24 protein-coding genes, 1 tRNA gene and 1 pseudogene are annotated in these 22,774 nt (G+C 55.9%); 20 read left to right on the forward strand and 6 right to left on the reverse strand.

Features of this window, described 5'->3' with window-relative positions; genetic code table 11:
* Window positions 1–257: 257 nt before the first annotated feature.
* The 3 genes from DOP62_RS07795 to DOP62_RS07805 all read left to right on the forward strand — a co-directional run bounded on the left by DOP62_RS07795 (window position 258) and on the right by DOP62_RS07805 (window position 1,379).
* Window positions 258–542: a DUF2470 domain-containing protein gene (locus DOP62_RS07795; RefSeq protein ID WP_208675840.1), complete on the forward strand. Its 285-nt coding sequence runs from the start codon at window positions 258–260 to the stop codon at window positions 540–542.
* Window positions 543–600: 58 nt separating this feature from the next.
* Window positions 601–1,341 (forward strand): ComF family protein, encoded by a 741-nt coding sequence (locus DOP62_RS07800; protein WP_370538765.1) that lies wholly within the window; start codon window positions 601–603, stop codon window positions 1,339–1,341.
* Window positions 1,307–1,379, forward strand: a tRNA-Phe gene (locus DOP62_RS07805). Before DOP62_RS07800 ends, DOP62_RS07805 begins: the two co-directional genes overlap by 35 nt.
* Before the next feature lie 12 nt (window positions 1,380–1,391).
* On the opposite strand, the gene DOP62_RS07810 is transcribed toward DOP62_RS07805, so the two are convergent.
* On the reverse strand, window positions 1,392–1,787 hold the full coding sequence (locus DOP62_RS07810) for a PPC domain-containing DNA-binding protein (RefSeq protein ID WP_208675838.1): 396 nt from the start codon (window positions 1,785–1,787) through the stop codon (window positions 1,392–1,394).
* Window positions 1,788–1,844: 57 nt separating this feature from the next.
* Between DOP62_RS07810 and thiO the strand changes: the two genes are divergently transcribed.
* On the forward strand, window positions 1,845–2,984 hold the full coding sequence (thiO, locus tag DOP62_RS07815) for a glycine oxidase ThiO (protein WP_208675836.1): 1,140 nt from the start codon (window positions 1,845–1,847) through the stop codon (window positions 2,982–2,984).
* Window positions 2,920–3,732 carry a peroxiredoxin-like family protein gene (locus DOP62_RS07820; protein ID WP_208675834.1) on the forward strand — a complete coding sequence of 271 codons (813 nt, stop codon included), beginning with the start codon at window positions 2,920–2,922 and terminating at the stop codon, window positions 3,730–3,732. Before thiO ends, DOP62_RS07820 begins: the two co-directional genes overlap by 65 nt.
* An 11-nt stretch (window positions 3,733–3,743) precedes the next feature.
* Here DOP62_RS07820 and DOP62_RS07825 read toward each other — a convergent pair whose 3' ends face one another.
* Window positions 3,744–4,610, reverse strand: coding sequence for a shikimate dehydrogenase (locus DOP62_RS07825; protein WP_208675832.1), 867 nt, complete (start codon window positions 4,608–4,610; stop codon window positions 3,744–3,746).
* A 179-nt stretch (window positions 4,611–4,789) separates the two neighbouring features.
* On the opposite strand from DOP62_RS07825, the gene dnaK reads away from it, so the two are divergent.
* The 10 genes from dnaK to DOP62_RS07875 all read left to right on the forward strand — a co-directional run bounded on the left by dnaK (window position 4,790) and on the right by DOP62_RS07875 (window position 14,712).
* The gene (dnaK, locus tag DOP62_RS07830; RefSeq protein WP_208675830.1) at window positions 4,790–6,694 is read left to right on the forward strand and encodes a molecular chaperone DnaK; all 1,905 of its coding nucleotides are present in this window, start codon (window positions 4,790–4,792) and stop codon (window positions 6,692–6,694) included.
* 191 nt (window positions 6,695–6,885) lie between these two features.
* On the forward strand, window positions 6,886–7,656 hold the full coding sequence (locus DOP62_RS07835) for an HpsJ family protein (RefSeq protein WP_208675828.1): 771 nt from the start codon (window positions 6,886–6,888) through the stop codon (window positions 7,654–7,656).
* 5 nt (window positions 7,657–7,661) lie between these two features.
* Complete coding sequence (locus DOP62_RS07840; RefSeq protein ID WP_208675826.1) at window positions 7,662–7,829, forward strand: hypothetical protein; 168 nt, start codon at window positions 7,662–7,664, stop codon at window positions 7,827–7,829.
* Between the two features lie 25 nt (window positions 7,830–7,854).
* Entirely contained in the window at window positions 7,855–8,619 is a 765-nt protein-coding gene (locus DOP62_RS07845) for a DUF502 domain-containing protein (RefSeq protein WP_208675824.1), read from the forward strand.
* Between the two features lie 106 nt (window positions 8,620–8,725).
* A complete protein-coding gene (gene nusB / locus DOP62_RS07850; protein WP_208675822.1) occupies window positions 8,726–9,367 on the forward strand; it encodes a transcription antitermination factor NusB in 642 nt (213 codons plus the stop codon).
* Between the two features lie 14 nt (window positions 9,368–9,381).
* Entirely contained in the window at window positions 9,382–10,941 is a 1,560-nt protein-coding gene (ftsY, locus tag DOP62_RS07855; RefSeq protein ID WP_208675820.1) for a signal recognition particle-docking protein FtsY, read from the forward strand.
* A 180-nt stretch (window positions 10,942–11,121) separates the two neighbouring features.
* Entirely contained in the window at window positions 11,122–12,510 is a 1,389-nt protein-coding gene (locus tag DOP62_RS07860) for a PP2C family protein-serine/threonine phosphatase (RefSeq protein WP_208675817.1), read from the forward strand.
* Between the two features lie 53 nt (window positions 12,511–12,563).
* On the forward strand, window positions 12,564–12,725 hold the full coding sequence (locus DOP62_RS07865; RefSeq protein WP_208675815.1) for a hypothetical protein: 162 nt from the start codon (window positions 12,564–12,566) through the stop codon (window positions 12,723–12,725).
* Window positions 12,726–12,832: 107 nt separating this feature from the next.
* Complete coding sequence (gene argH / locus DOP62_RS07870) at window positions 12,833–14,233, forward strand: argininosuccinate lyase (RefSeq protein ID WP_208675814.1); 1,401 nt, start codon at window positions 12,833–12,835, stop codon at window positions 14,231–14,233.
* Window positions 14,234–14,400: 167 nt separating this feature from the next.
* Complete coding sequence (locus tag DOP62_RS07875) at window positions 14,401–14,712, forward strand: hypothetical protein (protein ID WP_261790002.1); 312 nt, start codon at window positions 14,401–14,403, stop codon at window positions 14,710–14,712.
* On the opposite strand, the gene thyD is transcribed toward DOP62_RS07875, so the two are convergent.
* Together thyD and psb28 are read right to left on the reverse strand one after the other, a co-directional pair.
* Window positions 14,709–15,605 carry a thylakoid membrane protein ThyD gene (thyD, locus tag DOP62_RS07880; protein WP_208675812.1) on the reverse strand — a complete coding sequence of 299 codons (897 nt, stop codon included), beginning with the start codon at window positions 15,603–15,605 and terminating at the stop codon, window positions 14,709–14,711. The genes DOP62_RS07875 and thyD overlap by 4 nt on opposite strands.
* Before the next feature lie 17 nt (window positions 15,606–15,622).
* Entirely contained in the window at window positions 15,623–15,997 is a 375-nt protein-coding gene (psb28, locus tag DOP62_RS07885; RefSeq protein WP_208675811.1) for a photosystem II reaction center protein Psb28, read from the reverse strand.
* A gap of 464 nt (window positions 15,998–16,461) precedes the next feature.
* On the opposite strand from psb28, the gene DOP62_RS07890 reads away from it, so the two are divergent.
* On the forward strand, window positions 16,462–16,611 hold the full coding sequence (locus tag DOP62_RS07890; protein WP_370538766.1) for a prepilin-type N-terminal cleavage/methylation domain-containing protein: 150 nt from the start codon (window positions 16,462–16,464) through the stop codon (window positions 16,609–16,611).
* A 651-nt stretch (window positions 16,612–17,262) separates the two neighbouring features.
* Here DOP62_RS07890 and DOP62_RS07895 read toward each other — a convergent pair.
* A complete protein-coding gene (locus DOP62_RS07895; RefSeq protein WP_208675810.1) occupies window positions 17,263–17,814 on the reverse strand; it encodes a hypothetical protein in 552 nt (183 codons plus the stop codon).
* 586 nt (window positions 17,815–18,400) lie between these two features.
* Between DOP62_RS07895 and DOP62_RS07900 the strand changes: the two genes are divergently transcribed.
* The 4 genes and pseudogenes from DOP62_RS07900 to DOP62_RS07915 all read left to right on the forward strand — a co-directional run bounded on the left by DOP62_RS07900 (window position 18,401) and on the right by DOP62_RS07915 (window position 19,699).
* Window positions 18,401–18,619, forward strand: a complete 219-nt coding sequence (locus DOP62_RS07900) for an NAD(P)H-quinone oxidoreductase subunit O (RefSeq protein WP_208675808.1) — start codon at window positions 18,401–18,403, stop codon at window positions 18,617–18,619.
* Window positions 18,620–18,690: 71 nt separating this feature from the next.
* Window positions 18,691–19,308: a hypothetical protein gene (locus DOP62_RS07905; protein ID WP_208675806.1), complete on the forward strand. Its 618-nt coding sequence runs from the start codon at window positions 18,691–18,693 to the stop codon at window positions 19,306–19,308.
* A 112-nt stretch (window positions 19,309–19,420) separates the two neighbouring features.
* A pseudogene (locus tag DOP62_RS07910) lies at window positions 19,421–19,522 on the forward strand (DUF29 family protein); the annotation flags it as partial.
* A 21-nt stretch (window positions 19,523–19,543) separates the two neighbouring features.
* On the forward strand, window positions 19,544–19,699 hold the full coding sequence (locus DOP62_RS07915) for a DUF29 domain-containing protein (RefSeq protein ID WP_261790001.1): 156 nt from the start codon (window positions 19,544–19,546) through the stop codon (window positions 19,697–19,699).
* 59 nt (window positions 19,700–19,758) lie between these two features.
* Here DOP62_RS07915 and DOP62_RS07920 read toward each other — a convergent pair whose 3' ends face one another.
* Window positions 19,759–22,761 carry an AAA family ATPase gene (locus DOP62_RS07920; RefSeq protein WP_208675804.1) on the reverse strand — a complete coding sequence of 1,001 codons (3,003 nt, stop codon included), beginning with the start codon at window positions 22,759–22,761 and terminating at the stop codon, window positions 19,759–19,761.
* Between the last annotated feature and the right edge of the window lie 13 nt (window positions 22,762–22,774).

The raw sequence follows: 22,774 nt of genomic DNA on the forward strand, positions 1-22,774 counted from the left end.
CGCGATCGCTTGATAGAGTGAGGGCGCATTTCTGCCGAGACTGTTTATGGATCGCCTGCGCGATGTCTTCAATGTCGCTCTCTTTGTTGTTTTGCTGGGCTTCATCAGCTTCAGTGGCTATCGCCTGATTAGTGCGCTGCTGCTAAAAGCTCACGTCCTTTCCTAGCGATCGCTCCAGCTCTTTCTAGGACTAGAGACAGAGCAGCTGAGGACCGGTCTAAGATCGCTTCTAAATGACCTGAGCAAAGGAAAAAACGATGGCTGATCCACTAACTCCAGCGGTGAGCGATCGCATCTGTCGCCACATGAATGAAGACCATGCGGATGCGGTGCTGGTCTATGCCAAAGTCTATGGCGGTGCCACAGAAGCAACGGCGGCAACCCTAACGGGGATTACATCGGCGGCAATGGTTTTAGACGTGGTGGAAGCCGCAGGATCGCGATCGCTACAAGTCAGCTTCGATCACGAGCTGCAGGATTCTGAAGACGCGCACCAAACTTTGATTGCCATGCTGCGATCGGCCCGCGCCAGCAAAGCCTAGTCGCTGTTGCCGATCAAGCATTTTGGGGCATTCTCCCCTCAAGTTTGCAGGGGAGGCGATGTTTACTCCACTTCAACAATTCTGCGATCGCCTCCTGCTGCGATCGACCTGTCGGCTCTGTCAGCGCCCTGCCACTGAAATCCTTTGTCTAGATTGCGGACGGCAGTTGCAAGCTTGTGCCCAACCCCGGCAGTGGCAGAGCTACGGCGTCACGGTTTGGGCATGGGGTCGCTACGAAGGGTTACTCCGGCGGGCTTTACGACAGGTCAAGTTTGAGCGCGATCGCGAACTCGCCCAGTTCTTAGGTCAGTGTATGGCCGCCAGCCTTGCAGATTGGCCGCGATCGCAGCCTAAGCAGTTGATCCCGATTCCGATCGCCGCCGATCGACTGCGGGAACGCGGCTTCAACCAAGCGGATGCGATCGCGATCGCCGTGGCGCAGTCTCTGCGCTGGTCTTGCAATACAGATGCACTGCGCCGACCCAAATCGACCCAAGCCCTGCACGGCCTCAACCACCAAGAGCGGCAGCAAATGCTCGATCGGGCTTTTAGCTGGCGATCGCCTCAGCAGCGCGGCGAATTGTGGCTGGTAGATGACATTTTGACGACGGGCACGACGCTACAGGAAGCTACTCGCACAATTCGGGCACAGGGCGATCGCGTCCGAGGCTGGTTGCTACTCTCCCAAACTCCTGCACTCGAGGACTTGAACGCAGCGGAGGGCTCTGCTACGATACTAAAGCTGCGAAAACAGCGACATCCCTGCCGGGATAGCTCAGTTGGTAGAGCAGAGGACTGAAAATCCTCGTGTCACCGGTTCAAGTCCGGTTCCTGGCATTTTTGAAAGCCTTATAGCCGTCTAGACTGAAGCTCTAGATAGCTCGTTTCTGAATCGAGCTGGCGCTGAAATTGCCAGTCCGTCAGACTCCCAATGACTAACTCTGCTGTGGTGTAAACGCGACAGCCTTCCAGCAGATGGCCGCCCCAGACCTGACCCTTGGCAGCGGCGATCGCGAGATGGAGGTGCAGTCCATCCAAGCAAAGCGTGCCACTCAAACTCAGAATTTCATGCGGGCCTTGCCGGTGCAGTTGGCGATCGCCTCCGGCTAATCGCAGGCAAACCGTGTCCAAACTGCCGACTGCGCTAAGCAAACAGGCTGCACTGGGGCGGCGATCGCGCGTCCAATCCCAGAGTGCTTGTTTGAGATCCTGCCCTGGTCGCAACCGCAAAACCTCAACTTCCATGGCCTGACCTCTCGAGAACCGCCGTCATACTAGGAGATTGAGGATACGGAAGGCGAAATGGCGTTCGAGGTAGCCGTCTTTGGGGGCGGCGTCATTGGCTTGGCGATCGCGCTAGAACTGCGATTGCGGGGCGCGATGGTTCAGGTCTACAGCCAAAACAGTCAGGCGGCGGCAGGCCGAGTCGCGGCGGGGATGTTGGCACCCCAGTCGGAAGGCATCGAAGTCGGGCCCATGCTGGATCTGGGGCTGCGCAGCCGATCGCTCTACGCCAGCTGGACGCAACAGATTGAACAGCTCAGCGGTCAAGACAGCGGCTACTGGCCCTGTGGCATTTTGGTGCCGCTCAGTGATGCTGCCAATCGCGATCGCTATCCTCACCCGGCAGAATCGCCGGGACAGTGGCTCTCGGCAGCAGACTTACGAGACTTTCAGCCAGCTCTGCGCTCCGATTTAATTGGTGGCTGGTGGTTTCCCCAAGAAGGACAAGTCGACAGTCGCCGCGCGCTCTATCCCGCTTTACGAGCTGCCGCGATCGCCAGTGGCGTCATCCTCCACGAAGGCGTTGCTCTTCAAGAGTTAGTAGTGACGGGCGATCGCCTGCAATCGGCGACGACGGAGCAAGGCCCAGTTCAAGCTGATGCCTACGTTCTGGCAACAGGTGCTTGGTCCGGTGACTGGCTGCAACTGCCGGTCTATCCCGTTAAGGGTCAAATGTTTTCGCTGCAGGCGCATCCCGATTTGCTGCGCCACGTCTTGTTTGGGGAGCAGGCTTACATCGTGCCGCGGCGCGATGGCCTGATTGTCGTCGGTGCCACCGTAGAAGCAACAGCTGGCTTCAGTCCCGGCAATACTGCTGGGCCGCTACAGAGCTTGATGGCTGAAGCGATCGCGCTTGTTCCGGCTCTGGCGGACTGTCCGCTGGTTGAAACGTGGTGGGGCTATCGTCCCGCAACTCCGGATGAATGGCCGATTCTTGGGCAAGGCCCCGCTGAAAACCTATTCTTGGCGACCGGCCACTACCGCAACGGTATGCTGCTCGCCCCAATTACCGCTCAGCTGCTCGCTGACCAAATTCTCGACCACCGCACGGATCCACTGCTTCATGCCTTCCGCTACGACCGCTTCTCCATCCATGACTCCAGCACCCATCAACCCTTACCCGCTCTTGCAGGCTTGTCAGCGTCAACGAGTCAGTGACGGGGCGATCGCGCCAATCCTCACCGATACGGAAACTGCCGATCGCCTACTGGTGTTGATCTGGCCGCAGTTGGGCGATTTCGACAGCTTGGAATATGCCCAGTGGTTGCAGCGCCAGCAAGCAGAACTGCAAGCCGCAGGAATTACGGTTCGAGCAGTTGGCATTGGCGATCGCGACTCAGGCCAGCGCTTCTGTGAGTTCACCGGCTTCCCCGCCGATCAGCTCTTTGTTGATCCCACAGCTAGCCTGCATCGAGAACTGCAGCTCTATCCGGGGCTACAGTGGTCACTTCCCGGTTTTTCGCCCGCTGCCAAAGCTTGGCTGAATCTGCTGCTGATGTGCGCGGGCATTGGGAGTCACGGCACCTTGGCAGAAGTATTTCGAGGGTATCGCGGCGATCGCACTGCGCCCCAACTGATTGGCGCGGAAGAAAGTGTTCAGGCTTTCCCGCTACCACCGATCAAGGGCAACTTTTTTAACCTCGCGGGCGGCTCTGGCTTCCAACGACCGATGGAACTGGCCACTCTGCGCCTGCGGAATATGGCGGAATCCCTCGGTCATTGGCGCACCTACGTTCCCGACGCCAGCTACATGACCCAACGCGGCGGTACTTTTCTCTTCGATCGCGATCGCCAATTAATTTATGAGCACCGCGATCGCGGCATCCTTGGCTTTTCCGCCACCATGAATCGCCCGCTCAGTTTCCTAGAAGCGCTGCCGACTGCATCCGCAACGCCAGTGGCCTGACCAGCCCCGTCCTAGGCCAAGCCGAGATGCGCTTTGAGCACCGATCGCATCGTGTCGATGGGAACAGATTCTGCGCCAGTCCAAATTTTGAGGCCAGCCGCGCCTTGCTGAACGAGCATTTCCAGTCCATCGATCGCTTGGCATCCTTGTGCGATCGCCTGCTGCAAAAAGCGAGTGGGGCTGGGCGTGTAAATCAGGTCGTAGGCGATCGTGTCTGACCGTAATTGTTGAGCGGCTTGGTCATCCAAGGGCGATCGCTCAATGTGCGGGTCCATGCCCAGCGGTGTGGTGTTGACAATCAAATCCGCAGAGCTGAGTAAGTCTGGAATCTCAGACCAATCATGAATTGTCAGAGAATCAGCGCGATCGCCCCAACTTTGCTGAAAAGCTGACCCTTTGTGGGAATCACGGACGACCGTTGCGATCGCACGGCAACCTAGCTGGAGGCAGCCAGCAACAACAGCTCGGGCTGCACCTCCACATCCCAAGAGCACAACTCGACAACCCGACCAATCCGATCGCAGAGCTTGTAAGGGTGCGAGGAAACCCAAGACATCAGTATTCGTACCTGCCCAGCCCTCAGCCGTGCGCCAGACGGTGTTGACGGAACCCACCGACTGCGCCAGCTCCGAGACTTCACTCAGCAGTGGCATCACCGCTTGCTTGTGGGGGATGGTGACATTGAAACCCTGCACCCCAACCACAGCTAGGCCCGCCAGGGCAGTTGCCAGATCAGCCCCTTGCACCGGAAAGGGCACATAGCAATAGTCCAAGCCCAGTTCAGCGATCGCAGCGTTCTGAATCAGAGGCGATAGTGAATGTTCGATCGGATCGCCAATGATGCCGAGCAAGCGAGTGCGACCGGTGAGAGCAGCCATAACAAAGCGGGTGAACCGTGTTTTCTCAGCTTAGGCTGCGATCGCCCACCGTCCTCCGAGGTTCGGGAACCTCCCCTTGGAAGAGGGGTCGGCTCGCCTGCAAGATAGTCGAAACTCGAATGAGTTCATCCCTGTTGGCGGTTGGCCGTCAGCAGATGTAATCCCTCCCAAGCTGCACTATGGCCAAAGTTGTCGGAATCGACCTCGGAACCACCAACTCTTGCGTGGCTGTCATGGAGGGCGGCAAGCCCACTGTGATTGCTAATGCGGAAGGTTTCCGCACCACTCCTTCAGTGGTTGCTTTTGCAAAAAACCAAGACCGCCTCGTGGGTCAAATCGCCAAACGTCAGGCGGTGATGAACCCGGAAAATACCTTCTACTCGGTCAAGCGATTTATCGGTCGCCGTCCGGATGAGGTCACGAACGAGCTGACCGAAGTCGCCTACAAAGTTGACACCTCGGGCAACGCCGTCAAACTGGACAGCTCCAACGCTGGCAAGCAGTTTGCCCCTGAAGAAATTTCGGCACAGGTGCTGCGCAAACTGGCAGAAGATGCCAGCAAGTATCTGGGTGAAACCGTTACCCAAGCCGTGATCACCGTTCCGGCTTACTTCAACGACTCCCAGCGTCAAGCCACTAAAGATGCTGGCAAAATTGCTGGCTTGGAAGTGCTGCGCATCATCAACGAGCCGACCGCTGCTGCACTGGCCTACGGTCTCGATAAGAAGAGCAACGAACGCATCCTCGTCTTTGACTTGGGCGGCGGCACCTTCGACGTCTCAGTACTAGAAGTTGGTGACGGCGTCTTCGAAGTGCTGGCGACCTCGGGTGACACTCACCTTGGTGGTGACGATTTCGACAAAAAAATCGTTGACTTCCTCGCGGGCGAATTCCAAAAGAACGAAGGCATCGACCTGCGCAAAGACAAGCAAGCCCTGCAGCGTCTGACGGAAGCGGCTGAGAAAGCCAAAATCGAGCTGTCCAGCGCTACCCAAACCGAAATCAACCTGCCCTTCATCACGGCAACTCAAGACGGGCCGAAGCACCTCGACCTGACCTTGACCCGCGCCAAATTTGAAGAGCTGGCCTCCGACCTGATCGATCGCTGCCGGATTCCGGTGGAGCAAGCGATCAAAGACGCCAAACTGGCTCTGAGCGAAATCGACGAGATCGTCTTGGTCGGCGGTTCGACCCGGATTCCTGCGGTGCAGGCGATCGTCAAGCAAATGACGGGCAAAGAGCCCAACCAAAGCGTCAACCCTGATGAAGTGGTGGCGATCGGTGCAGCGATTCAAGGCGGTGTCTTGGCTGGCGAAGTCAAAGATATCCTGCTGCTCGACGTGACGCCGCTGTCCTTGGGCGTGGAAACCCTCGGCGGCGTGATGACCAAGTTGATCCCACGCAACACCACCATCCCCACCAAGAAGTCGGAGACCTTCTCGACGGCTGCAGATGGGCAAACCAACGTCGAAATCCACGTGCTCCAAGGCGAGCGCGAAATGGCCAACGACAACAAGAGCTTGGGAACCTTCCGCTTGGACGGCATCCCGCCGGCTCCCCGTGGCGTACCTCAAATCGAAGTGATCTTCGACATCGACGCCAACGGCATTCTCAATGTCACGGCGAAGGATAAAGGCTCGGGTAAAGAGCAGTCGATCAGCATCACTGGTGCTTCGACCCTGTCGGATAACGAAGTCGATCGCATGGTTAAGGATGCAGAAGCGAATGCTGCTGCAGACAAAGAACGCCGCGAACGCATCGATCTCAAAAACCAAGCCGATACACTGGTTTACCAGTCCGAGAAGCAACTCAGCGAGCTGGGTGACAAGATCTCGGCTGATGACAAAGCTAAAGTTGAAGGCTTTATCAAAGAGCTGAAAGAGGCGTTAGCCGCTGAAGACTACGACAAGATCAAAGCGATCATCGAGCAACTGCAGCAGGCACTCTATGCCGCCGGCAGCAGCGTCTATCAGCAAGCCAGTGCCGAAGCTTCAGCCAGTGCACAGGCTGGGCCTTCCTCCTCGTCTAGCAGCAGCTCCAGTGATGATGATGTGATCGACGCCGAATTCTCCGAGTCGAAGTAGATCCTCATCTAGCAGTTTGGGAATGAACAGCCGGGCCGCAAGGTCCGGCTTTTTGCATGACAGCCATGGGATCAAAAGCGGCGATCATCCCAATGCCTGTCCTCGGACTTTCGACTCTTGATCCCGTGCGATCGCGGTTCGAGCGCCCCGTCCAAGGGATACACTGAGCCTGTTCTTGCGAAAGATGATCGATGGCTGCTGCACCGAGTTCCGTGGCACCGTTGGCTGCACGAGCCTTGCGGTTAGTAGGTCTTGTCCTCGTTCTCTCTGTCCTTGTGGACTATGTGGCTAGCCTGGTGGGCGCCAACTGGAGTGAACCGCGCTGGTACGTAGCCACGAGCAGCCAGTGGATCGATCGCGGCGTGGTGCCACTCGTCGGTCTCACCCTTTGGTTTAGTGGGGATTGGCTTGCCCAGCAACTCGACCCACTCGCAATCACTCAGCAAAAGCTCGTGCGGGCGATCGCACGGATCTTGCCCTTGGTGCTCAGCGTCATTTTTATCCTGGCAGTGCCCATTCACCTCAGCAATGCCTTCACCAGCCAAGCCCAACGACTCGCAGAAGTCCAGCAGCAAGCGCAACAGCAACAACAGGCACTAGATCTGCAATTTCAAGCAGCGATCGTCCAGCAGAAGCAACAACTGAAGCAGCTGTTTGGCACTCCGGGGCTATTTGAGCAAGTGAAAGCGAGCGGTCAAATTCCACCTGACCAAGTCGCTGACTTCGAGAAATTGGTAGGGAAACCGGAAGCGGATATCGATCGGTTCGTGGATCAGCGGGCAGCAGAGGCTAAGCAAAAACAGGAGGCAGAGCTTAAAGCCAATCAAGACAAGCAAACCAGTGCGATTCGGCGGGAAGTCACCGCCAACACCGTCCGGACTTCTCTTCTTGGTCTCTTGCTGGTCATTGGCTATGGCGGCATCAGCTGGGGCATTCTGCGCCAAAATCCAGCCAACGTTTAGAGCAGTTGCAGCCTTCCACCTTCGCAATCCGTGTCTGTACGCGATCGCCCCGATCTCTAGCCGCGATCGCGGGGTCGGCGGATTGTGTCACAGTGAAGCAAGTTCTGGCTGTCAGCGATCGCCTGTTACGACTGGAATCTAGCGCTGACTCAGCCCCAAGTTCTGTGCTGTGACCCTTTGCCTCATTCCCCCAAGACCATGCCTGAAGCCCCCGATCGCAGCCCCCTCAGTTTTTGGCAACGGCTGCGGCAGGACCTCAAAAATGACTTGATTGCGGGTCTGCTGGTCGTCATTCCGCTGGCAACCACCATCTGGCTGACGGCGATCGTCTCGCGCTGGGTTGTCAACCTGCTAACGGGCATTCCTAAGCAGGTCAATCCTTTTAATGACCTTGACCCTTTCCTGAGCAACCTGATTAATCTCGGGGTCGGTCTGACGGTGCCACTGCTGGCGATCTTGGTGATCGGGTTGATGGCCCGCAACATCGTTGGCCGCTTCCTGCTGGATTTTGGCGAACGGACACTGCAGGCCATTCCCCTAGCAGGATCGGTCTACAAAACACTTAAGCAACTGCTGGAAACCGTGCTCAAGGACAACGGCACACGGTTCCGACGCGTGGTGTTGGTCGAGTATCCCCGCAAGGGGCTCTGGTCCGTCGGCTTTGTCACAGGCAATGTCAGTGAAGCCATTCAAGCCAAACGCCCTGATGCGGCCCTAGTCAGCGTCTTCATCCCCTCAACCCCAAACCCCACCACCGGCTGGTATGCAGTGGTCTGCGAGGAAGAGTTACAGACCTTGGAGATGTCGGTTGAGGACGCCTTCAAAATTCTAATTTCAGGGGGCATCGTGGCACCCAAGGGTAATCCTGTCACCCCAGCGCTCAGCAGCTTGCCAGAGGCAGTCGAAAAAGTGTTGGTAGAAGCCACGGGGACTGGCAAGAGCGAAGAGGAGAGCCGCTTGTAGGGGCGATCGCCTTCCGTCGATTCAGTAGGGCGGTTGAGCAGCAAAACCCGGACTCAGGGAGGCGACAAGTTAGAGTGAGGATTGGCCTTTTGCCTCTTGCCGACCTATGCAACCCCGCCGTATTGCTCGTGAACTGGCCTTGCTCAGTTTGAGCCAGCTGCCAGCGAAAGCCGAGCTGCCTTCTGATCAGGTGCTCTCAGAATTGTTGTTGGCGGCAACCCGGACCCTCGCTGCTGAAGCCCGCGACCACCTCGAAGCAGCCTCTGCAGAACTCAAGCAGAGCAGCGATCGCCTGTTGCTGAGCACTTTAGGATCAGCGGACCTTGAAAGCTCGCGGGCAATGCTGCAAGAGGCGATTGAAATGACCCAAGCCGCAATCAACCGTACAGGCGTTGCCCTCGATTTGCCCGAGTGGGTGCAACTGACTGATCGCGAAGAGGTCCGCAAGTTTGGGGCGCGACTCGTACACCAAGTGAATGGCAACCGTGAACGCATCGACAAAACCTTGAACGAGGTGATGGTGGACTGGCAGCTGCACCGTGTGCCTCGCATCGATCAGGACATTTTGCGACTGGCCACTGCCGAAATTCTCTTCCTAGGCACGCCCGAGCAAGTTGCCATCAACGAAGCGGTGGAATTAGCCAACCGGTACAGTGATGAAGAAGGCCGCCGCTTTATCAATGGGGTGTTGCGCCGCCTCAGCACCACGCTTGGCAAAGCCGCTCGTGAAGCCCGCCCATCTTCCTAACTTCTGCTGTTCCTATGGTTTTCGACTGGTTCCGCCGTCAGTTCAATCAGCCTCAGGCTCCATCCACGGCAGCAAGCGAAGCTGTCACGGAGTCGAGCGAGTCGACGGACGATGCCGCTCGCTCCACTACAGAGGCCGTTGAGGAACCCCAAACGGCTGCAATAGCGGAACCGCCCCCTGCAGAGCCTGCTCCCGCGATCGCCGAGGACTATCTCGCTTGGGCAAAGGCAGCCTACCAAAACCTCAAACAGCAGGAAGCACCTGCCGAGACATCTACTACGGCTGAGGCGATCGCAGCGACTCCGGCTCTCTCAGATGCCCAGCTTGCAGAGGAACCAGCAGGCGCTGAAGCTGCTAGCTCCCCTGAGGAGATCAGCACTGAGACAGTTGCTGAGCCGGAACCCGAACCCCAACCTCCAGCCGAGCCAGCGTCTTTCTTCGATCTCGCTGCCAGTGAACGGGAAGCTCGCCTAGAGCAACTGGCAGCAGAAGCGATCGTTGAACCGGAGCCAGAGCCGGAACCCCAGCCCCCTGCGATCGCAGAACCGGCAGAGCCTCAAGGACTAGTTTTTGATGACGACTTTGTTTGGTCTTCAGAGGTCCTCGCCGCCCAAGGCCGTCGTCCTGAAGAGATCTCGATTGAGGAAATCGACTGGCTGAGCAGCCTGCGGCGTGGGCTAGATAAAACCCGCCGCAACCTCGTTAACCAGCTCAAGGCTGTAGTGGGGCAAGGCCCGCTCAGTGGCGAAGCTGTAGAGACAATCGAAGCCCTACTCTTACAGGCTGATGTTGGGGTGGAAGCTACCGATCGCATCCTCAGCCAATTACAAGACAAGCTCCGCCAAGAAGCTCTGCCACCGGAGCAGGCGATCGCCTACCTCAAGTCCTTGCTGCAACAGCTCTTGGATCAACCACTGGAAGAATCGGGTCGCTACATCTTGGCCCCTGAAAAGGGTCGTCTCAATGTCTGGCTGGTTTGCGGCGTCAATGGCGTTGGTAAAACCACCACGATTGGCAAGCTGGCTCACCTTGCGACCAAGTCGGGCTATCGCTGTCTCATTGCGGCGGCTGATACTTTCCGAGCTGCAGCGGTCGAGCAAGTTAAGGTTTGGGGCGCTCGCAGCGAAGTAGAAGTGATTGCTAACCCCGGCCAAAATACCGATCCGGCTGCAGTTGTGTTTGATGCGATCGCGGCAGCACAAGCCCGTGGAACAGAGCTGCTGTTAGTGGATACGGCAGGCCGACTCCAGAACAAAAAGAACTTGATGGATGAGCTGGCCAAGGTGCGGCGGATTATCGACCGCAAAGCCCCCGATGCGATCGTGGAATCGCTGCTCGTTCTCGATGCCACACAAGGACAAAACGGCCTGCGTCAAGCCCAAGTTTTTTCCGAAGCCGCACAGCTGAGTGGTGTCGCTCTGACCAAGCTGGATAGCACTGCGAAGGGAGGCGTGGCTCTGGCGATCGCCCAAGACTTACGGCTGCCAATTCGCTTCCTCGGTGCGGGTGAACGGATTGAAGATCTCCGACCCTTCTCCAGCTATGAATTTATTCAAGCGCTGCTGGATGGCTAAGTTTTCCTGAATATTGATGCAGGTTAATCGCACGGGATGAGTTGTGGCTGACTTCTGTGCGGAGCGTTTGCAGCAGGAAGTCTCAATTTAGGTTGGGATTTGCACGAATCCAGAAAGAAGGTGCTATAACCGTTGGGAACTTTTCTCCCATCGCTTTTTAGCGTAGCTGGCCGTCCTTTTATGACGACGCTTCCCTACTTCCAACCAGCGGCTTCGCCAGTTTCAGCGGGGGAAAGTTCGGCTGGCCTTTCACCAGTCACAGCCCTCAAAGATCTGGTGGCGCGACTCGATCGCGAACAGCGCAAGGCCCAAGAATTGCTGGCCTCCCTAGGGTTTGCCCTGCGCAGCTTCACTAATTTAGGGCAGTTCCTTGAACTGATCCCGCTGATAGCCAGTCGGGTCACGGATACCGAAGGCAGTCTATTGCTGACCCTTCGGCCCGATGGTCGCTTTTGGCAAGCTCAACTCCATTGCACCGATCCCCAGCTCAAAACTGCTCTCCAGCGGATTACCGCTAGACTTCCGACTGAAACTGCTCCCGTCAGCTCACCCACGGAGGCGATCGCAGCCATCGATCGTCAAGTTCAGCGCTGCCTAGGCCGAAACGCCCAGTTATTTGCAACCGCTGTTCTCGTTCGCAATCAAGCACGGGGGCGGCTCTATGTCTTCAGCTTGGATAGCCGTTACACCTGGAATGAATCCCGTCAAAAGCTGGTGCGTTTGGTTGCGGATCAAACCGCTGTTGCCATTGAAAATGATGCACTGACCACTGAGCTGCGCCAGAAAGAACGTCTCGATCGCGAGTTAGAAATTGGGGCTGAAATCCAGTTGCAATTACTGCCCAGCCAATGTCCTGCCATTGAGGGGTTAGAAATTGCAGCTGCCTGTCGCACGGCCAGTCGCGTCGGAGGCGATTACTACGACTTCATTCCCACTCGCACCCACAGCGATGAACAAGGGCGATTGCAACCGGATGCTGGTTCCCCTTGGGCGATCGCAATCGGCGACATCATGGGCAAAGGGGTGCCTGCTGGCCTGATTATGACGATGCTGCGCGGCATGCTGCGGGCTGAAGTCCTCAATCGGCACCGGCCCAGCCAAGTCTTGGCCCACCTCAATCAGGTGATCTACGCCGACCTAGAGCATTCCAATCGCTTTGCTACCCTCTTCTACTCGGAATACGATCCCAGCACGCGATCGCTGTCCTTTAGTAATGCAGCCCACAATCCGCCCCTACTCTGGCGGCAAGCTACGGGTAACCTGCACCGGCTCGATGCCTTTGGCATGATGATTGGCCTAGAAGCCGACAACGCCTATGCGGAACAGCAGGTGCAACTACAGCCGGGCGATGTAGTTCTTTACTACACCGATGGCTTGACCGACGCCTCCGATCCGCGCGGCAACCGTTTTGATGAAGAGAATGTGGCGATCGCTTTTCGGGATGCCTGTCGGCGTCGACTCTCGGCCGATGCACTCCTTGCGGATCTCTTCAATCGAGTCCAGCGGTTCATTGGTCCCGATCGCCATAACGAAGATGACATGACTCTCGTCGTACTGCGAGCCGTTTAACGAGACAATTAAGCCCTAAATCAATCTGTGCACAACCTTGTGGAAGCGCAACGATGCTAGAAGCTGTCTGGTTCGCGATTGATGTCAGCAATAGTGATGTCATTCAAAACATCCGTCAATCTTGGGATGGATTTGTGAGTTCTGGTCAAGCGTGGGCAGCGCTGTTTGGCGTGGCTTTTGGCTACTTCGTCGCCAAATTCACGAGCTATGGCTGAAGCACAATGAGTGGCTACCGTAGCTGCTCGACTCACTCCCTGAAATCTCACTGCGGAAGGGACAGGCAGGGCTATGATTGCCTGTGGCCTTCCCTACACAGAGTCTGGTGACCCAAGCTGCTGCCCCACAACCTTGGAGCGATCGCTTCGAAACAGCACTCCATCCGGCGATCGTGGTTTTCAACGCCAGTATCGGCTTTGATTTGGCGTTGATCGAATATGACCTGACGGGGTCGCAGGCCCATGCCCAAATGCTGGCAGAGCAAGGCATTATCAGCCGCGAGGAAGGGGAAGCGATCGTTGCGGGGCTCGAACAAATTCGCAGCGAGTATCGGGCGGGTCAATTCCAACCGGGACTCGATGCAGAAGACGTCCATTTTGCTGTCGAACGGCGGCTGACGGAACTGCTGGGTGACGTCGGTAAGAAGCTGCACACCGCCCGATCGCGCAACGACCAAGTCGGAACAGATACAAGGCTCTATCTGCGCGATCGCGTCGATCGCATCCGGCAGCAGCTGCGGGAGTATCAGCGGGTTTTGCTGGCGCAAGCTGAGCAGCATGTTGAGACGTTGATTCCTGGCTATACCCACTTGCAGCGAGCTCAACCCTTGAGCTTGGCGCACCATCTCCACGCCTATTTAGAAATGGCAGAGCGTGATTGGGAGCGGCTAGGCGATCTGCGCAAGCGCCTGAATACGTCTCCTTTGGGTGCGGGTGCCTTAGCGGGGACGACCTTCCCAATCAATCGCCAACGGACGGCGGAATTACTGGGCTTTGAGCGGGTTTATGCCAACAGCTTGGATGCCGTCAGCGATCGCGACAGCTTAGTCGAATTTTTGGCAGCAGCCAGCTTGATCATGGTGCACCTCAGCCGTTTGGCGGAAGAGGTGATTCTCTGGGCTTCTGAGGAGTTTCGCTTTGTCCGCCTCAGCGATCGCTGCGCGACCGGCTCCAGCATCATGCCCCAGAAGAAAAACCCTGATGTGCCGGAACTGGTGCGCGGTAAAACAGGACGGGTGTTTGGGCATCTGCAAGCCATGCTCGTAGTCTTGAAAGGTTTGCCACTGGCCTACAACAAAGACTTGCAGGAAGACAAAGAAGGCTTGTTTGATGCGGTGCAAACCGTGGAAAGTTGTCTCGAAGCGATGACGATCTTGTTCGCAGAGGGGCTGAGCTTCCAGCCCGATCACCTAGCCGCGGCGGTCGAATCTGACTTTTCCAATGCCACGGACGTGGCGGATTATTTGGCCGCACGGGGCGTTCCTTTCCGCGAAGCCTATAACTTAGTGGGTCGTGTTGTCCGCACCTGCTTAGCGCAGGGTAAGTTGCTCAAGGATTTGAGCTTGGACGAGTGGCAAGCACTGCATCCACAATTTGAGGCGGACATTTACGAGGCGATCGCCCCGCGACAAGTAGTTGCGGCTCGCAACAGTCAAGGTGGAACAGGTTTTGAGCAAGTGCGCTCAGCTCTAGCCACCGTTCGGCAGCGCTTAGAGTCTACGACCTAGGCGCGATCGCAGCTCATTCCAACCTGAGCGAATACTCACCGATCGTTACGTTTCAAGGCCTTTCGCCCGCATCAACGTTAGGCTAATTGCCTAGCCCTGTTGTTCAGCGGCTTGTCTCTGTCTCGCTAGGAGTTCGCGATCGCGTGTCTTGGTTGTGCAGTCTGTCGATGTTTTCGCGTGAGCACTGTATTGCCCTCTGTGGGGCACTGGTGCCGCTGACCATCCTGCTGACCTTTAGTGCGATTTTGCTGGTCTTGGCAGAAGCTCCCCGCGTTTGGCAACGCAGCTTAGCCTTAGCGGGTTCTCTCCCCGCGATCTTGATGGTGCTGCACGTCTACAGCTGGTGGGCCGTCGGAGTGGTTGCTGCGCCGACGTTCATCCTCTGCGGCTTGACTGTGATCTGTGGTGCTATCCAATGGGTGATCTTGAAGCGATCGCTCACACCCATAGCGATCGCTCCAGTGCAGGTGGTGAGTTAGGGCAGGAATTGCTGCAGGGCCGACTTGAGATCGGGATAGCGGAATTGGAAGCCACTCGTCTCTAAGCGCTTTGGCAGCACTTGTTGACCTTCGAGCACGAGCAACGCCCCTTCACCCAACAAGGCTTCCAAGGCAAAACCCGGCACCGGCAACCAAGAGGGTCGTTGCAGCACTTCCCCGAGAATTCGGCTCAGTTCCATCATCCGCACCGGCTGCGGGGCCGTGGCGTTGTAGGTGCCCTGATAGCTGGGATTGGCGATCGCCTCAAGAATCAGCGAGACTAAATCTTCGCGTTGAATCCAAGAAACCCACTGCTGACCGCTACCGATGGGACCGCCCGCAAACAACTTGAAGGGGCCAAGCATCTTGCCAATTGCGCCACCCGGACCAACAACGATACCAATCCGCAATGTCACTAGGCGGGTACCGCTAGCCGTGACTGCTTGAGCTTCTTGTTCCCAAGCTTGGCAAATTTCCGCGAGGTAATCCTGCCCAGCAGAGCTATCTTCGCTGAATTGCGCAGTTTCACTGGTCCCGTAGTAGCCAATGGCCGAGGCACTGACGAGGACTGCCGGTTTTTGCTGGGCGGCAGCGATCGCACTGACCAAGGCCCGTGTAGTTTGTACCCGACTATCCTTGAGGCGTTGTTTTTGCGCAGGCGTCCAGCGCTGTTCAGCGATCGGTTCACCGGCTAGGTTGATAACCGCATCAGCACCTTCTACAGCAGCCAGCCAGCTTGCCTGATCGGCGGCATCAAACACTTGGCAACCCGTCAGTTGCTGCGCAACCGTAGGTCGTTGACTGAGGATCCGTAGCTCGTGCCCCTCGGCCTGCAACCGCTCGACTAGACGACGACCGACAAAGCCTGTCGCGCCCGTAATCGCAATCTTCACACCTAAATCTCCCGTCGTTATGGCTGGCGATCGCCGTAGGTCATGCCATTGGCCGCAGCGTAGCGCTCCATAAAGCGCATGAAGCGTTGCCAGTGGTCTTCATTGTCGATCGGGATGACAAACTCGACGCGATCGAGTTCATCGCCGTCATCCCCGCCAAACACGAGTTTGGAGGAGTCAGGCCAGAGTTCGATCGCGCCTTCACTATCAGTAAGCCGAATGGCCTTGGAAAAGCGGCTCCTAAAGCTGTTAAAGCGATCGAGGGCTTTGAGGGCACGAAATCGAAGCAAGACGTTGCGGCTGCCGGTCTGGCGATCGCGCCGTAGGCTGACGTTATCTAGGTCTTCGGCAATGCCATCAAACAGTTCAATGGTGGGCAGTACGTCGGTCATAGCCCTGCCTCCTAGTGGCTCTCCTTCTACTCTGACACTTTGCATAGGATCCAGGAGAGGCAACAAGCGATCGCAAATGCAGTAGCGACATTGATCAGCAGAATCAGCAAACCATCTTCTTATAGGTCATTGGGGCCCACAAGCTACTCGTAGAGAGTAGTTAACTGATCTTTAGGAGTCGTTAGGCCATGTTGAAAATGGTCTGGGTATTGTTGGAGATAACCCAGTGATTAAAAAAGAGTCATTAATTATTGTTTGGCTATAACTATCGCATCTTTTTTAGGAGTCGGCTCTGGTTAATCATGAGCTGACTCTTGTCGCAGAACATCATTTGATCGCGAATCCTGAGCGGATCCTAGTCTAGTTTGAGAGAATGGGGGTATGCTGCGATCGCGTTGGGATGGAAGAGTCAGCCATAGCAAAGTTTAATCCAGTTTGGCAACGGCAACTGCTCAACTTCTATTTTGACCCGCACCTCGCGATCCCAAGGTTTTACAATCACTGAAATTTTAATTGTGATTATCATTGTCGGCATTCTGGCAGCAGTTGCCACACCAAGCTTGGCAGGCTTTGTTGGACAACAACAAACGAATCAAGCTACGAGCGAAGTTTAAGCATCCATTCTAGAAATGGTACGTGAGACTCAGCGGACAAATATAGAAGAAGGATGTAAACTTTTGTCGAGTGATATTACTGTGACAAGAATTATTCGAAGAATTACTCCTGCAAAAACCCTAATTGATTGCTAAATAGTCGCTCTTTTCCATCTGAGACAACGATTGCTGACAACAATTTTAATGGTGTCAGTATTGTTGCTTACGGAACGGGCAATGTCAGGATCTTAAGTGGAACGAATCCAATTAGCGTTGCAAGTATTCGGCTCAGCAATACTAAAAGTCCTGCTTTCCAGCGTTGCGTACAAGTTGCAGCACCACAAGGATTGGTGCGAACTGGTCGCATGATTGGTGGGACTTGTGTAATTGATCGGATTAACTAATAAACAAACTACAGCTACCTAATAAAATCCAAAAATTGCTATTATTTTTAGTTTAACTAACTGCGAATTTTTGCAATGATATCGGCACAGGAAAGATTGGTTGCCGCAATTCGGCGTTCTAGAGGTAATCCCAAATAAATTTGTACCGAGCGGCGAGAAGTATTATTGATATCAGTCCTCATACCACTTGTAGAAACACTAGTTTCTGTATAGCCAGCTACGCGTGAAGTACAAGCTACAGGCAGAGGTTCAAGTGCAGGGATTGCTGCTACACCATCCAAGAAGACTTGGTTGGTAGGAGAATCAGCAAGAAACTGCGACCTGCCGCATTTTGGGTGAGTAGCGACTCCTGAAAATCACCGGCTGCAGCTGCATTTGTAACCCAACTTGGCCGATTAGCCGCCAGCCCCTCTATACCAGAAAGGATCGATGCTGCTTTGGTTGCATCAATCTGCGAAACACCGCCACAAGTGCCGGACTGACCACTGTTTTTAATCGTATTTAAGACTTGGACATATCTTTCAAGCAAAGCATAACGATCATCCCACTGAGACTTATCGACATCAGCCAAAAAATTGTATTGCCGATTTAATTGAGTAAACAGAAAGTCAAGACCATTTTCAGCATTGATTCGAGCAGCAACAGCCTGTGGATCTTGTTGACTTGAAGTCCGTTCCGAAGCTGCCCGAACGAGCAATGCAGTGCTAGAGACGACAAGGATAATTCCCAAGCCAACGACAATTCCTAAAACATAACCCTTGGGATGCCGAGAACGCCGCCGCGTCCGTGTCCGTTTACCTAGCCACTCTTGCACTTTCATGATCAACACCTGCCATACAGCAATTGATCCCTACAACTCCATCATGCCGAATCTTTGGAAGACTGTGCTTTCAATGACGCAAAAGATAGAAAGCTCAATCTTCCCCTCCCCTGCTGTCATTATTCATAAACTTCCATCGAGACCTGAGGGGCTTAGCCATGGCTACTTTGTGAGACTGACAGTGTTTCCCTTACGGTCAGAGGACTAATTCCTAAGCTTTACTTGTAACTCTCTTGACAGAATCGATTTCAAACAAATAATTAGAGCCCAATACAAAAGCTGATCTAATTTCAGCTTTATTCCCCAGTACCAATAGTAGCTACTTACTCGTAAAACTAGGCTACAACTAGCAAGAGCTCAGAATCATTCAATCAACAAAGGTTCGGACAAGCAATTCTTCAACCTAATGAATCAACTGGTCTCTTCAGTCGTTGAGCACCTAGTGCCTACATTCAGATACTCCCCCGAACCGCATTAATCATTAATCCTGATGGTTACGGCTCACTATGCTGTTTTCTACAGTTCTTTTTTCGCGATCGCTCCCGCTGCCTACAATGAGGAGCGTATTTCCTCCCAAACCGATGCTATGGCTGCAGATCTCAAGAAAGGTTCCCTTGTCCGCGCGATCGCCACTGAACTTGAAGGCAGTGTTGAGCTACTGGCCAGCGACGCTCGCATCCCCAGCTACATCCTCGAAACTAACGGCGAAATCCTTGACATCAAAGGCGACTATGCCCTAGTGCGCTTCTCACGTCCCACACCCAACGTCTGGCTGCGCCTCGACCAACTGCAAGCCGCTGCGTAAATTAGTCCATACCTCAAGGGCAGCGATCGCTCTAGGCCTTAGCTCACATTTACTCCCAGGGAGATCTCTTCATGCGACGCCTCCTAGCTCAGTCCTTCCTGATTTCCTTTCTGCTGGGTTCGAGTACCGCTGCCTTTGCCCAAGATTTTGACCCGCTCCTGACTGATCCCGACTTTGGCGGAGCCTTCCCCACCGGGCCTGTCAAAAAACTCGGGGATGGAGAGCTAACCTGCAATCAGCTCTATGCCGAAGTTTCCGACCTCGAAAAAACCATTGTTCAGCGCCAAAGCGAATATGAAGCGCTGATGACCAAGGTGAGCCAGAGTGCACGGGACATGGCTGCAGCTGCACGAGGAGCAGGCGGTGCTGCCGGTGCTATCAACACCATTACCGGCTTGGCTGGTCTCATCCCTGGGGCAGGATTTATCGCAGGCACCGTCGGGAGTTTGGCCAGCTCTGCTGCGCAAGACGCTCAATTCAACGCGATTGATGCCCAAATGGCTGAGATGGAAGCTACGCAAGGGCAGTTGATGAAGCTCGGCAGTGAGTTGGGTACTGCCACCGCCCGCCGCGAACATCTCACAGAACTGTTCCTCAAAAAAGACTGCAAGGTATCAGAGCTGCAAGCCCCAACACCGCAGCCATCTCCGAATAAACCGTCGCTTCTCAAACCCCGCAATCCCCTCTAGGGAGACTGCGATCGCTCACCGCAGGACACTCATGCCCCTCAGTCGCTACAGGCAAGTGGATTGGGCCAACGTGATTGAGGAGATTGCCGACTTGGGCTAAAGCGAGTGTCGGGCTTTGGTCTCGGCACTTAAGCAGCTGACCCTCCATCACTTGAAAGGGCACTATCAGCCCGATCGCCGCAGTCGCTGCTGGCAAATTTCGATGGCTCATTAACAGCTTGCAATTGAGCAGCTCTTGGATGAGAGCCCTAGCCTCAAATCACGCCTTGAAGCTGCGATCGAAACTGGCCTACCTTTGGCAACCTTTCCCGAAACCTGTCTCTACTTGCTGGTGGATCTCCTCAATCCAGAAGTGACTTGGGAAGATGGAAATGATCCCCAGTCAGGATAGGCAACACAAGAGTCAGGGCTAGAGAGGGCTCACAGACTCGCTTTTGCTCCTGAGCAAACCTATTTCGTTTCGAGCGTAGCGATCGCGTTTGCTGTAGACAGGATTTGCGACTGCTGATCCCGCATGATCACCTGCCAGTGGGGAGCCGCGATCGCTGGCAGCTCTCGTTCCTGTGCCACCATCAAGCCCTGCTCCAGAGCAGCACTGATTGCTGTCAGCAGCACTGATTGCTGTTCGTTATCGAGTCCTGCAAAGGGTTCATCCCAGAGGAGCAACGTTCCCGAGCGATTAGGGTGTTGTGCCAACAGCTGCACCAAACTGAGGCGAATGGCGAGATCTAGGAGACGGGTTTCGCTGTCGGAGCAAGTATTGACCCGGCGATCGCCCTGATCGGTGTGCAGGCTGAGTTGCAGACCGAGAATGCCGTGATCAGTCGTAATCACCTGCCACTGTAGCGCCCCCTGTCTCCAGCCCAAGCGATCGAGCCAGTCTTGGCAGCGCGCCTGAAGATGGGGGAGCCATTGGTTTATCAAGGGCACTGTCCAATCGGGGCGATCGCAGAGCGCAGCAAGCTGTTGGGCGGGCTGCCGTTCCTGTGCGATCAGCTGCAGACGCTCTTGAGTGCGGTGGAGTTGAGCCTGAATGATCCCCGGATCACGAGTCTCGGGCTGTTGGGCGATCGCCTGCTCTTGGCTAGCTTGCTCTGCTTGTAAGGCTTGAATCTGGGCTTGCAGAGTGGTGATCGCAGTCTGGAGGGTTTGGCGATCATCGGCTGGAGCGATCGCAGCTTGTTGACGCAAGCAATCAGTTAACCGCTGTTGCAGCTGCTGGAGGTCGGCTTCCAGTCCGGCCTGTTCAGCCTGCAGCCGAGGCAGGGTCTGCTCTGCCTCTAGCAGCGCTTGGTAGCGCTCAGCCACCTCCTGTCTCGTAGTGGCGGCTGGGGGAGCCGTCAGACCGCGCAAGGTGGCTTCCACCTGTTGATGCTGGCGCTGCAGCTGTCGTAAATGCTGACCGAGGGGACTGTCGGGCAGCTGGTTGAGGGCCTGTTGGCGATCGCGGTATTGGACTTCTAAGCGGGCGAGTTCTTGCTGCCAGTGCTGCTGCTGGGCTTGGGCCGTCTGCAGAGCCGCATAGCGTTCAGCGATCGCCTGCCACTGGTCGATCGCTTGCTGAGCCAGGCTGAGGTCGCGATCGCGGTAACCCAGATCCTGAATTTGGCGATCGAGCTGCCGCACCCGCCGCTGTAAGTCCGGCGCAAAATCGCCGGCAGCGAGGCTGCGCTCAAGGGTTTGAATCTGCTGATCGATCTGCTGCAGTTGTTGTGCTTGTTCGGTGTGCGCCAAGAGCTGAGCTTGGAGCTTGCCGCGCTCTTCGAGGGCTTGACTGTAGGGTTCGAGGTCAATGGCGCGATCGCGATATTCCTGCCGCAGCACCTGAATTTCTCGCTCAGAGACTGCAAATTGCTCGCAGATTACCCAGATTAGGTTTTGGATCTCAGTCTGCTGCTGTTGATAGCGCTGCTGCACATGCTGCCAATGATCAGCATCCAGCGACTGGTCGCAGAGCGGGCAGGGGCCATGGGGAGCGATCGCATTCGCCTGAGCCTCCAATTCGGCTAGCTGCGCTTCGTAGTCGCGCTGTCGCGCTTGAAGACGCGCTAGAAAGTTGCGGCGCTCCTGCTGCTTTTCCTGCACTTGGTCGCGATAGCGCTGGTGTTGCTCCAGTTGCGCAATCGTTTGGCTGACGGCCGTAAGGGCTTGCTCTAGTTCGCTGCGATCGCGGTGCTGCTGTCGAAGTTGCAAGCGCTGTCCTTGCAAATCTTCCAGATGGGCCTGCAGGCGAATGCGAGCCTGTTCGAGCTGGGCTTGTACCTGTTGCCGCTGATCGAGCAGGGGCTGAGCCACCGCTTGCCGCTGTTGCGCTTGGGCGAGTTCCTGTCGCGCCTGCTGAAGCTGTTGATAGCCCGCCGCGATCGTGGTTGCCTGTTGTAGCAGCGGCTCAATCTGGGTTAGCGCCGCTTGGCCCTCCTGCACCTGCTGTTGGAGCACGACGATCGCCTGCTGGTGCTGCAGGACAGTGACATCGTACTGGGCTTGCACCTGCTGAAGTTGTTCGGTCAAGGCTTGTAGCGCTTCAGTGTGCTGCGACCAGCGGTTGGCTTGCTGCTGGGTGTGCTGCCACTGTTGCCATTCCGCCCGAATGCTGAGGGCACGAGTCAGGATCTGCTGCGCTTGCGCTTGGCGCTGCTGATTGTCGTCCAGTAAGCGTTGCTGTTCGGCGATCTGCTCCTGTAGCTGGTGGAGCTGGTAGATCAGAGCTTGGTGATCGCGCTGCTGTTGCTCGGCAGCCCGCCACTGCTGATTCAAGGACTGGAGTTGTTGCACCAGAGCAGCTTGCTGCTGCTGGAGATCGGATAAGTGCTGGGATCGCTGCGATCGCTCCTGAGCGATCTGCTGCTGTTGCTCAGCTTCCTGCTGCAGCTGTTGCAGTTGGGCTGCAAACCATTGAGCTTCCGCCTCCAAACTGCGATCGCGATCGCGGGCTGCTAACACGAGCGGCGTGAGTGTTTCCAGTTGCAAGATCTGGACGAGTTGCTGATAGCGATTGCTAGGCGATCGCCGTACCCAAGGCGATGGCTGTCCTTGGGGCGCATAAACCGTTTGACAAAAGCCCGCATAATCCCAGCCAAGGACTTGGCTGAGCCGTGCTTGCCTAGCCGTCAGCGTCGGCTGCGCCCAATTGGACCAAGGCTGATCATCATGACTGCGCTGCCAGACCTGGAGGTCAGTCCCTGCTTGGCGATCGTGCCGCCGTTGCACTCGAAATTGATGTTCGCCCTGCTGAAACTGCAGGCTGACCTGCATTTCGTCCGCAGCACTGTGGATCAGGTCACTGCTCTCACCGCGTTGACTCTTGCCCCAAAGCCCCCAAGCGATCGCCTCCAGTAGTGCCGTTTTGCCAGTACCAGGAGCCCCAGTCAAAACCACCAGCTGCCGACCGAGTGCGAGATCAGCCTCCCGGTAGCTGAGGAAGTGGTGCAGCTGAAGACGCAGCAGAATCATGCCAACGGCAGTA

The sequence above is a fragment of the Synechococcus elongatus PCC 11801 genome (genome assembly GCF_003846445.2).
Lineage (GTDB): Bacteria > Cyanobacteriota > Cyanobacteriia > Synechococcales > Synechococcaceae > Synechococcus > Synechococcus elongatus_A.

Excerpts from the sequence above, each read along its gene's own strand:
- DOP62_RS07860 (WP_208675817.1), top strand. The coding sequence starts at position 11,122 with ATGACGACGCTTCCCTACTTCCAACCAGCGGCTTCGCCAGTTTCAGCG.
- DOP62_RS07875 (WP_261790002.1), top strand. The coding sequence starts at position 14,401 with ATGTTTTCGCGTGAGCACTGTATTGCCCTCTGTGGGGCACTGGTGCCG.
- ftsY (WP_208675820.1), top strand. The coding sequence starts at position 9,382 with ATGGTTTTCGACTGGTTCCGCCGTCAGTTCAATCAGCCTCAGGCTCCA.
- DOP62_RS07900 (WP_208675808.1), top strand. The coding sequence starts at position 18,401 with ATGGCTGCAGATCTCAAGAAAGGTTCCCTTGTCCGCGCGATCGCCACT.
- DOP62_RS07895 (WP_208675810.1), bottom strand. The coding sequence starts at position 17,814 with ATGAAAGTGCAAGAGTGGCTAGGTAAACGGACACGGACGCGGCGGCGT.
- DOP62_RS07795 (WP_208675840.1), top strand. The coding sequence starts at position 258 with ATGGCTGATCCACTAACTCCAGCGGTGAGCGATCGCATCTGTCGCCAC.
- DOP62_RS07920 (WP_208675804.1), bottom strand. The coding sequence starts at position 22,761 with ATGATTCTGCTGCGTCTTCAGCTGCACCACTTCCTCAGCTACCGGGAG.
- DOP62_RS07865 (WP_208675815.1), top strand. The coding sequence starts at position 12,564 with ATGCTAGAAGCTGTCTGGTTCGCGATTGATGTCAGCAATAGTGATGTC.
- thiO (WP_208675836.1), top strand. The coding sequence starts at position 1,845 with ATGGCGTTCGAGGTAGCCGTCTTTGGGGGCGGCGTCATTGGCTTGGCG.
- dnaK (WP_208675830.1), top strand. The coding sequence starts at position 4,790 with ATGGCCAAAGTTGTCGGAATCGACCTCGGAACCACCAACTCTTGCGTG.
- DOP62_RS07905 (WP_208675806.1), top strand. The coding sequence starts at position 18,691 with ATGCGACGCCTCCTAGCTCAGTCCTTCCTGATTTCCTTTCTGCTGGGT.
- DOP62_RS07810 (WP_208675838.1), bottom strand. The coding sequence starts at position 1,787 with ATGGAAGTTGAGGTTTTGCGGTTGCGACCAGGGCAGGATCTCAAACAA.
- DOP62_RS07835 (WP_208675828.1), top strand. The coding sequence starts at position 6,886 with ATGGCTGCTGCACCGAGTTCCGTGGCACCGTTGGCTGCACGAGCCTTG.
- nusB (WP_208675822.1), top strand. The coding sequence starts at position 8,726 with ATGCAACCCCGCCGTATTGCTCGTGAACTGGCCTTGCTCAGTTTGAGC.
- DOP62_RS07800 (WP_370538765.1), top strand. The coding sequence starts at position 601 with ATGTTTACTCCACTTCAACAATTCTGCGATCGCCTCCTGCTGCGATCG.
- psb28 (WP_208675811.1), bottom strand. The coding sequence starts at position 15,997 with ATGACCGACGTACTGCCCACCATTGAACTGTTTGATGGCATTGCCGAA.
- DOP62_RS07825 (WP_208675832.1), bottom strand. The coding sequence starts at position 4,610 with ATGGCTGCTCTCACCGGTCGCACTCGCTTGCTCGGCATCATTGGCGAT.
- DOP62_RS07845 (WP_208675824.1), top strand. The coding sequence starts at position 7,855 with ATGCCTGAAGCCCCCGATCGCAGCCCCCTCAGTTTTTGGCAACGGCTG.
- DOP62_RS07820 (WP_208675834.1), top strand. The coding sequence starts at position 2,920 with ATGACTCCAGCACCCATCAACCCTTACCCGCTCTTGCAGGCTTGTCAG.